This is a genomic window from Streptomyces sp. C, assembly GCF_000158895.1.
Lineage (GTDB): Bacteria > Actinomycetota > Actinomycetes > Streptomycetales > Streptomycetaceae > Streptomyces > Streptomyces racemochromogenes.
In genome coordinates, this window is the sequence record NZ_GG657750.1 from 6,742,749 (window position 1) to 6,752,406 (window position 9,658).

The 9,658-nt window shown below is 72.9% G+C and carries 6 protein-coding genes, 1 tRNA gene and 1 pseudogene; 6 read left to right on the forward strand and 2 right to left on the reverse strand.

What is annotated here, in order from left to right:
- Positions 1-419 (reverse strand): annotated as a pseudogene (locus SSNG_RS42460) (hypothetical protein); the annotation flags it as partial.
- Positions 419-493: transfer RNA gene (locus SSNG_RS30330), tRNA-Gly, on the reverse strand. The pseudogene SSNG_RS42460 and the gene SSNG_RS30330, both read right to left, overlap by 1 nt.
- Before the next feature lie 252 nt (positions 494-745).
- On the opposite strand from SSNG_RS30330, the gene SSNG_RS30335 reads away from it, so the two are divergent.
- The 6 genes from SSNG_RS30335 to SSNG_RS30360 form a co-directional block, all read left to right on the forward strand.
- Positions 746-2,080, forward strand: coding sequence for a sugar ABC transporter substrate-binding protein (locus SSNG_RS30335; RefSeq protein ID WP_128637228.1), 1,335 nt, complete (start codon positions 746-748; stop codon positions 2,078-2,080).
- A 77-nt stretch (positions 2,081-2,157) separates the two neighbouring features.
- Positions 2,158-3,051 (forward strand): sugar ABC transporter permease, encoded by an 894-nt coding sequence (locus SSNG_RS30340; protein WP_042804367.1) that lies wholly within the window; start codon positions 2,158-2,160, stop codon positions 3,049-3,051.
- Entirely contained in the window at positions 3,048-3,890 is an 843-nt protein-coding gene (locus SSNG_RS30345; protein ID WP_007267765.1) for a carbohydrate ABC transporter permease, read from the forward strand. The genes SSNG_RS30340 and SSNG_RS30345 overlap by 4 nt, the downstream gene beginning before the upstream one ends.
- A gap of 71 nt (positions 3,891-3,961) precedes the next feature.
- On the forward strand, positions 3,962-6,985 hold the full coding sequence (locus tag SSNG_RS30350) for a glycoside hydrolase family 38 C-terminal domain-containing protein (protein ID WP_007267766.1): 3,024 nt from the start codon (positions 3,962-3,964) through the stop codon (positions 6,983-6,985).
- Positions 6,986-7,118: 133 nt separating this feature from the next.
- Positions 7,119-7,484 carry a hypothetical protein gene (locus SSNG_RS30355; protein ID WP_007267768.1) on the forward strand — a complete coding sequence of 122 codons (366 nt, stop codon included), beginning with the start codon at positions 7,119-7,121 and terminating at the stop codon, positions 7,482-7,484.
- 172 nt (positions 7,485-7,656) lie between these two features.
- Positions 7,657-9,658, forward strand: a 2,002-nt coding sequence (locus tag SSNG_RS30360; RefSeq protein WP_007267769.1) for an NADPH-dependent 2,4-dienoyl-CoA reductase, incomplete at its 3' end; no start/stop codon positions are given.

Consider the following 9,658-nt stretch of genomic DNA (forward strand, 5'->3'; position numbering starts at 1 on the left):
AGCTCCGCACGGTCTGCCGGCACGCCGGCCAGCCGGGCGGCCTCCTCCTCGTACGGCAGCAGCGGCCCTCCGGCCGAGGCGGCGCCGGTGGCGAAGCCGCCGGTGACCACCTCGGGGGTGACCCAGGCGGGCAGCGCGGCGACGGGGGTGCGGGAGCCGATGGCCAGGGAGCCGTCCGCGATGCCCGCCAGGACGCTCTGCCACTTGCGGGCGCGGGATGCGGCGCGTTCGCGGGTGGCGGTGTCGCCGTGGGTCCGCGAGGTCCGCAGGGCGCGGGCCAGGCGCTCCGCCGCGTACGACGGGGACACGGATACGGCCACCGGCGCGGGGCCGGCGAAGGGCGTCGCGGTGGGTTCCGGGACGGGCGCGGGGCCGGTCCGGGACGGGTTCGGAGGCTGCTTGTCAGCGTGTGCGTCCATGGCCGACGTGGCAGGTTCCGCCCCTGCGCCCTCCGGGTAGGAAGCCCGGCGCTCTGCTGCTGAGCTACACGTCGTGGTAGCCGTCAACCTAGGCGGCGGCCCGCCGGCCGCGCAAAGGCTTTTGTGCCGGGCGGCTCGGCGGGCGGGGAGGCGGCCGGGGAGCCGGGCCGTACGCCCGCCCGTACGCCCGCCCGCCTGTACGCCCGCGGGAGATAAACCGCTTCAGGCCATCGCGGCGGGGGCCTCGTTGACGGCCCCCCGCCGCGGGGTCAGCGTGGGCACCGCCCTCCGGCAGCGAAGCCGGAACCTCCCCGAAGGCGGCGACGATGACTCGTTCCCCCCTGACCCGCACGGCCCTCGCCACGCTGGTGGCCGCGGGCCTCCTGGCCGCGTCCGGATGCGGCCTGAGCGAAGGCGGCGCCGGTGCCGACGAGGCCCGCAGAACCGGCGAGGTGTCCGGCGAGATCACCTTCCGCACCCTCCAGCTCAAACCGAAGTTCACCGCCTACGTCCAGGGCGTCATCGACGCCTTCGAGGCCGAGCACCCCAAGGTGAAGGTGAAGTGGGAGGACGTCCCCGGCGACGGCTACAACGAGAAGCTCGTCGCCGACGCCCAGGCCGGGGCCCTGCCCGACGTGGTCAACCTCTCCACCGACTCCTTCCAGCTCCTCGGGGACCGCGGCATGCTCGCCGACGTGGCCCGGCTCGACGGCGCGGTCGCCGCGGAGTACGTCCCGGGCGCCTGGGAGCAGTTCAAACTGCCCGGCAAGGGCGACGGGGTGTACGCCTACCCCTGGTACGTCACCCCCGAGATCCTCACCTACAACAAGGACCTCCTCGCCAAGGCCGGCCTGGACCCGGACCGGCCGCCCACCACCGTCGAGCAGTTCTTCGACTACGCGGAGCGGATCGCCGCCCGCTCCGGCGGGCAGTACGCCGCGTTCATGGCCGACCCCAAGGGCCGGCTGCCCGGCGACTGGCAGAAGATGGGCGTCCCCCTGCTGAACGACGCGCGGGACCGCTTCACCTTCGACACGGACCGGGCCGTCGCCTGGGTCGAGCGGATGAAGGACCTCTACGCCAAGGGCGCCATGCCCAAGGAGTCCCTCCTGAAGGCCGACGACATCAACCAGCTCTACGGCGCCGGCAAACTCGTCTTCGGCCCCGGCTCCCCGGGCTTCGTCCGGGACATCAGGCAGAACGCCCCGCAGGTCTACGCACGCACCGGCGTCGCGGGCGCCGTCACCGGCACGCTCGGCCACATAGGGATCTACGCCCAGTCCCTCGGCATCCGCAAGGACACCAGGCACCCGGACGCGGCGGCCGAGTTCGCCAAGTGGGTCACCAACGGCCCCAACCAGGTGGAGTTCTCCAGGAACGCCACCATCTACCCCTCCAACGCCAAGGGTCTGGCCGATCCGCGTTTCGCCGACCGGGGCGACGGCCGGGACGCCGAGACCCTGGCCCGGGCCATCGGCGCGGAGCAGCTGAAGACGGCGGGCCTCGACGCCAACACCCCCGTCCAGTGGACCAACCAGGTCGGCGACGCGGTGGTGCGGGAGGTGCAGCGGGCCATCCAGGGCGAACAGGACGCCCGGACGGCGGTGCGCAGGGCCCAGGAGGAGGCCAACCGGCTGCTGGCCGCCGGGACGCGCAGGTGACCGCTCCCGCCCCGGCGGCCGCCGCACCGGTGCGGGACCGCCGCGACGGGCTGCGCCGGCGCCGGGCGGAACGCGCCATGGGGGCCGACCCGGGCCTGGTCCACCGCAAGTGGTGGACCCCCTACCTGTTCCTCGCCCCCGGCCTGCTGATGGTGGCCCTGTTCAGCCTCTGGCCGTTCCTCAACACCGTCGTGCTGTCCTTCACCGACGCCCGCATCCTGAGCGGCGGCTCCTTCGTCGGCTTCGACAACTACGGCCGGGCCCTGGCCGATCCCGACTTCTGGACCGCCACCGGCAACAGCGTGCTGTACCTGCTGGTCGTCGTCCCCTGCCTGGTCCTGCTGCCGCTGGCCCTCGCGGTCCTCGTCCAGGCGAAGGTCCCCGGCATCGGCCTCTTCCGCTCCGCCTTCTACACCCCGGTGATCGCCTCGGCCGTCGTCGTCGGCCTGATCTGGCAATGGGTGCTGCGCAGCGACGGACTGGTCAACACCGTCTTCGAGGCGCTCGGCGTCGTCTCCGAGCCGGTCCCCTTCCTCACCGACAGCACCCTGCTGCTGTTCTCCGCCATGCTCGTGACCGTGTGGAAGGGCCTCGGCTACTACATGGTCTTCTACCTGGCCGCCCTCGGGAACGTCCCCGCCTCCCTCCACGAGGCGGCCGCCCTCGACGGCGCCGGCCCCGTACGCCGCTTCTTCAGCATCACGATCCCCCAGGTGAAGCCGATGATGCTGCTCGTCGGCACCCTCTCCGCGGTCTCCGCGCTGCGCGTCTTCACCGAGATCTACATCCTCGGCGGCGAGAGCGGCGGCCCCGGCGGCGGCGCCCGCACCCTGCCGTTCCTCATCCGCCAGGTCGGCCTCGGCTTCGCCGGGGAGACCGGCTACGCCTGCGCCATCTCCCTGCTGCTGTTCCTGCTGACCCTGGCCTTCAGCCTGCTGGGCCACCGCCTGTCGAAGGGGGACGAGGAGTGAGCGCCCCCGGCACCGGCCGCCGGCGCCGCCGCGGCGGCCTGGCCGCCCGCTACGCGGTGCTCGCGCTGGTGCTCGTGCTGATGCTCGGCCCGATCGTCTGGCAGTTCCTGACCTCGGTCCGCGGTCGCACCGAGAACGTGTACGACGGACTGCTGCCCTCGCACCCCACCTTCGACAACTACCTGCGCGTCGCCGAGTCCTTCCCGCTCCTCCAGTACGTGGGCAACACCCTGGTGGTGGCGCTCCTCGCGGTCGCCTCCAACGCGCTGTTCGCGGCGATGGGCGGCTACGCCCTGTCCCGGGCCGGCTGGAAGGGCCGCCGGGCGGTCTTCACCGTCCTCGTGGCGACCCTGATGTTCCCCTTCGAGTCCGTGATGATCTCGATGTTCCTCACGGTCCGCGGGATGGGCCTGGTCGACACCCTCGTCGGGGTGTGGCTGCCCGGGGCCGTGTCCGTCCTGAACGTCATGATCATGCGGGCGGCGTTCCTCGCCGTCCCCCGGGAGATCGAGGAGGCCGCCGTCCTGGACGGCGCGGGGGAGTGGACCCGGTTCACCCGGGTGTTCCTCCCCGGTGCCCGGGGCGCCCTGGCGGTCGTCTGCGTCACCAGCTTCATGGGCGCCTGGGACGACTTCCTGTGGCCCCTGCTGGTCCTCACCGACAGCGACCACTACACCCTCCAGCTCGGCCTGAAGACCCTGGCCGGGGCCACCACGACCAGCGACCAGCGGATCGTCGCCGCGGGCGCAATGACGGCGCTCGTCCCGATGGTGCTGCTCTTCCTCCTCCTCCAGCGTTTCTTCTTCAAGGGAGTGGGCGAGGGGGCCGTCAAGACCTGACCGCCCGCCCGTTCCCGCCCCGCCCGTCCCCCGCCACGCCACGTCCGCGAACGACCTCCTGGAGCCGCCTCGTGCACGACGACCGCAGCATCACCGAACACCGCCTCCGCCGGGTCCTGGGCGAGCGCATCCGGCCCGCCGTCCACTCCCGCTCCATCCCCCTCGCCGTCGAGCGCTGGGAGGTCCCGGGCGAGCCGGTCCCGGTCGCCGAGGCGCTCGCAGCCCCGTACGGGCCGTGCGCGGTCGGCGACGCCTGGGGGCCGGCCTGGGGCACCACCTGGTTCAAGGTCACCGGCGAAGTCCCCGCCGACTGGGCGGGCCGTACCGTCGAGGCCGTCCTCGACCTCGGCTTCGACCGGATGATGCCCGGCTTCCAGTGCGAGGGACTGGTCCACCGGGCCGACGGCAGCGAGGTCAAGGCCCTCAACCCGTACAACGACTGGGTGCGGGTCGCCGACGCCGCGACGGGCGGCGAGCGGGTCGAGTGGTACGTCGAGGCCGCCTCCAACCCGGTCCTGGTCGAGCACGCCCCCACCTCCGAGGGCGACCGCCTGACCAGCGGGGACCGGCCGCTCTACCGGCTGGCCCGGATGGACCTCACCGTCTTCGAGGCCGAGGTCTGGGAACTCGTACAGGACCTCGACGTCCTCGCCGAACTGATGCCCCAGCTCGGCGAGGACGACGCACGGCGCCACGAGATCCTGCGCGCCGTCGACTCCGCCCTGGACGAGGTCGACCTCGACGACGTCGCCGGGACGGCCGCCGCCGCCCGCGCACGCCTCGCCGGGGTGCTGGCCGCCCCGGCGAACGCCTCCGCGCACCGGATCAGCGCGGTCGGCCACTCCCACATCGACTCGGCCTGGCTCTGGCCGCTGCGCGAGACCGTGCGCAAGGTGTCGCGCACCACCTCCAACATGCTCGCCCTGATGGACGAGCACCCCGAGTTCGTCTTCGCCATGTCGCAGGCCCAGCAGCTCGACTGGGTCAAGACCCACCGGCCCGGACTCTTCGAACGGGTCAAGAAGAAGATCGCCGACGGGCAGTTCGTGCCCGTCGGCGGCATGTGGGTGGAGTCCGACACGAACATGGTCGGCGGCGAGGCCATGGCCCGCCAGTTCCTCTACGGCAAGAAGTTCTTCCTGGAGGAGTTCGGCATCGAGACCCGCAACGTCTGGCTGCCCGACTCCTTCGGCTACACCGCGGCGATGCCGCAGCTGGTCAGGTTGTCCGGAGCGCAGTGGTTCCTGACCCAGAAGATCTGCTGGTCCCAGGTGAACAGGTTCCCGCACCACACCTTCTGGTGGGAGGGCATCGACGGCACCCGCGTCTTCACGCACTTCCCGCCCGTCGACACCTACAACAGCGACCTCGGCGGCGCCCAGCTGGCGCACGCCGCCCGCAACTACCGCGAGAAGGGCCGGGGTTCGCGCTCCCTGGTGCCCTTCGGCTGGGGCGACGGCGGGGGCGGCCCCACCCGCGAGATGCTGGCCCGGGCCGGGCGCCAGCGCGACCTCGAAGGCTCCCCGCGCGTGGAGATCGAGCGGCCCGACGCCTTCTTCGAGAAGGCCCGCGCCGAGTACGAGGACGCCCCCGTCTGGGCCGGCGAGCTCTACCTGGAGCTCCACCGCGGCACCTACACCTCGCAGGCCCGGACCAAGCAGGGCAACCGGCGCAGCGAGTCGCTGCTGCGCGAGGCCGAACTGTGGGCGGCGACGGCCGCCGTCCGCGTACCGGGCTTCGGCTACCCGTACGAGGACCTGGAACGCCTCTGGAAGACCGTCCTGCTGCACCAGTTCCACGACATCCTGCCCGGCTCCTCCATCGCCTGGGTGCACCGGGAGGCCCGCGCCACCTACGAGGAGGTGCGCGGGGAGCTGGCCGCGATCACCCTCGCGGCGCAGACCGCCCTCGCGGGTGCGGGCGAGGAGGAACTGGTCTTCAACTGCGCCCCGCACGAGCGCCGCGGCGTCCCGGCCGGCGGCGCGGGCCGCCCGCGCCCGGCCGAGCAGCCGGTCACGGTGGAGGAGCGGCACGGCGGCGGGCACGTCCTGGCCAACGGGCGGCTGCTGGTGGAGGTCGACGGGCGGGGCCTGATCGTCTCCGCGTACGACCTGGAGGAGGGCCGCGAGGCGCTCGCCCCCGGGAGTGCCGCGAACCTGCTCCAGATCCACCCCGACTTCCCCAACATGTGGGACGCCTGGGACGTCGACGCCTTCTACCGCAACAAGGTCACCGACCTCACCGCCGTCGACTCCCTGGAGGTCACCGGCACGGGCCCGGACTCCTGCACGGTCACGGTCACCCGCTCCTTCGGCTCCTCCGCCGTCACCCAGGCCGTCACCCTGCGGGCCGGGGCCAAGACCGTGGACATCACCACCGACGTGGACTGGCACGAGACGGAGAAGTTCCTCAAGGCCGCCTTCCCGCTCGACGTCAAGGCCGAACGGACCGCCTCCGAGACCCAGTTCGGACACGTGTACCGGGCCACCCACACCAACACCTCCTGGGAGGCGGCCAAGTTCGAGATCTGCGCCCACCGCTGGATCCACGCGGAGGAGCCCGGCTGGGGCGCGGCGCTGCTCAACGACTCCACCTACGGGCACGACGTCACCCGCCGGATCCGGGAGGACGGCGGCCAGACCACCACCGTCCGCCTCTCCCTGCTGCGGGCCCCCCGCTACCCGGACCCGGAGACCGACCAGGGGCGGCACACCCTGCGCTTCTCCCTCGCGCCCGGCGCCGGCATCGGGGACGCGGTGCGCGAGGGGCACGCCTTCAACCTGCCCGAGCGGATCCTGCGGGGCGCGGGTCCGGTGGCCCCGCTGCTGGCCGTCGACCACGACGCGGTGGTGGTGGAGGCGGTCAAGCTCGCGGAGGACCGCTCCGGGGACGTGGTCGTCCGGCTGTACGAGTCCCGGGGCGGCCGGGCGAAGGCCGTGCTGACGCCCGGGTTCGCGGTCGCGGAGGCGGTCGAGAGCGACCTCCTGGAGCGGCCCCTGGCGGGCTCGGCGGTCGGCGCCCCGGCAGGGGACGGCGGGGTCCCCCTGACCCTGCGCCCGTTCCAGATCGTCACGGTCCGCCTCCGGCGCGGGTGAGCCCCCTGGAGCCGGGCCGGGTACCGGTCCGGCTCCGCCGCGTTCATCCGGTCGGCCGAGCAGCGCAGGCCGCCGGGGCTCCGCCGGGCAAGGCTGTGGGGAGGACCACCACCGCACAGACGAGGACCGCCCCATGTCCCACAGCCGACGGATCAGCACCATCGTGGGGGTCGCGGCACTGCTGCTGACCGCCTCCGCCTGCTCCGGCCTGGGCCGGAGCACCGTGGGCATGCTCACGTTCCGGGGCCACGACTCACCGGTCGAGCTGAGCTACGCCAACACCCCGGTCAAGGGCTGCCACAAGATCCGCATCCCGAAGGGGGCCACCCACGTCGAGAACAACACCCTCGTGGACATCGTCCTGTACCGGACGGAGAACTGCGGCAAGACCGAGGCCGAAGGGGCCGAGGGCGCCGAGGGCGTCTACGTGGCCACGACGCTCTCGAACGTGACCGCCCCGCACAGCCTGCCCTGGCGCAGCTTCCGGGTCATCCACTGACCGCTCCCGCCCGGGGGCGCGGCGTGAACTCCGCCACACCCCCGGCGGCACGGCCCCCAGGGCCCGGGATCCCCGGCCCCGGGGGCGCGCATCCGGTTATGCACTTAGTTGCAAAACCTGGCCCTCCTCGCTAGAACAGGTTCATCACCCCCGCGCGAGGAGGCGCCCCCTCATGAGTTCCCAGAGCCGGTACCCGCACCTGCTGAGCCCCCTGGACCTCGGCTTCACCACCTTGCCGAACCGCGTGATCATGGGGTCGATGCACACCGGCCTCGAAGAGCACGCGCACGGCTTCGAGCGCCTGGCCGCCTTCTACGCCGAGCGCGCCCGCGGCGGCGCCGGCCTGATCGTCACCGGCGGCATATCGCCCAACGACGCCGGACGCCCCTTCGAGGGCGGCTCCCGCCTCACCACCGAGGAGGAGGCTGCCGAGCACCGCGTGATCACCGAGGCGGTGCACGCCGAAGGCGGGAAGATCGCGATGCAGATCCTCCACTTCGGCCGCTACGCCTACCACAAGGACCTCGTCGCCCCCAGCGCGATCCAGGCCCCCATCAGCCCCTTCGTCCCCAACGAGCTCACCGGCGACGAGGTCGAGGGCACCATCGAGGACTTCGTCCGAGCCGCCCGCCTCGCCAAGCTCGCCGGCTACGACGGCGTCGAGATCATGGGCTCCGAGGGCTACCTCGTCAACGAGTTCATCGCCGCCGCCACCAACAAGCGCACCGACCGCTGGGGCGGCGCGTACGAGAACCGCGTGCGCTTCCCGCTGGAGATCGTCCGGCGCACCCGCGCCGCCGTCGGCGACGACTTCATCCTGATCTACCGGCTCTCGATGCTGGACCTCATCCCCGGCGGCTCCACCCTCGACGAGGTCGCCCACCTCGCCAAGGAGATCGAGGCGGCCGGCGCCACCATCATCAACACCGGCATCGGCTGGCACGAGGCCCGCATCCCCACCATCGCCACCTCCGTCCCGCGCGGCGCCTACACCTGGGTCACCAAGCGGCTGATGGGCGCGGTGAGCGTGCCGCTGGTCACCAGCAACCGCATCAACACCCCCGAGAAGGCGGAGGAGATCCTCGCCGACGGCCGCGCCGACCTGGTGTCGCTCGCCCGGCCCTTCCTCGCGGACGCCGACTTCGTGGCCAAGGCCGCCGCCGGACGCTCCGAGACCATCAACACCTGCATCGGCTGCAACCAGGCCTGCCTCGACCACACCTTCAGCGGCAAGATCACCAGCTGCCTGGTCAACCCGCGCGCCTGCCACGAGACCGAGCTCGTGCTCTCGCCCACCCGCACGAAGAAGCGCGTCGCCGTCGTCGGCGCCGGCCCGGCCGGCCTGGCCTGCGCGGTCACCGCCGCCGAACGCGGCCACGCCGTCACCCTCTTCGAGGCCTCCGGCCACATCGGCGGCCAGCTCGACGTGGCCCGCCGCATCCCGGGCAAGGAGGAGTTCGAGGAGACCATCCGCTACTTCGGCACCCAGCTCACCGCCCGCGACATCGACGTACGCCTGGACACCCGCGCCGACGTGGACACCCTGCGCGGCTACGACGAGGTCGTCGTCGCCACCGGCGTCACCCCCCGCACCCCCGCCATCGAGGGCGCGGACCGGGACAACGTCGTCAGCTACCTCGACGTACTGCGCGACGGCGCCCCCGTCGGGCAGCGGGTGGCCGTCGTCGGCGCCGGCGGCATCGGCTTCGACGTCGCCGAGTACCTCACCGACAGCGGAGAGGGCGCCTCCCAGGACCCCGAGGTCTACTTCCGGCACTGGGGCGTCGACACCGCGTACGCCGGCCCGGGCGGCCTCACCGCCCCCGAGCGGCCCGCGGCCCCCCGGCAGGTCACCCTGCTCCAGCGCAAGGCCACCAAGGTCGGCGCCGGCCTCGGCACCACCACCGGCTGGATCCACCGCGCCGAACTCAAGCACCGCGGGGTCGTCTCCGTCGCCGGGGCCACGTACGAGCGGATCGACGACGAGGGCCTGCACATCACCGTCGGCGGCGAACCGCACCTCGTGCCCGCCGACACGGTCGTCCTGTGCACCGGCCAGGAGCCGCGCCGCGACCTGTACGAGGCGCTGCGCGCCGAGGGCATCGAGGCGCACCTGATCGGCGGCGCCGACGTCGCCCGCCGAACTCGACGCCCAAGCGCGCCATCCGCCAGGG

Coding starts and splice junctions, on each gene's coding strand:
- SSNG_RS30335 (WP_128637228.1), top strand. CDS start 746: ATGACTCGTTCCCCCCTGACCCGCACGGCCCTCGCCACGCTGGTGGCC.
- SSNG_RS30340 (WP_042804367.1), top strand. CDS start 2,158: ATGGGGGCCGACCCGGGCCTGGTCCACCGCAAGTGGTGGACCCCCTAC.
- SSNG_RS30355 (WP_007267768.1), top strand. CDS start 7,119: ATGTCCCACAGCCGACGGATCAGCACCATCGTGGGGGTCGCGGCACTG.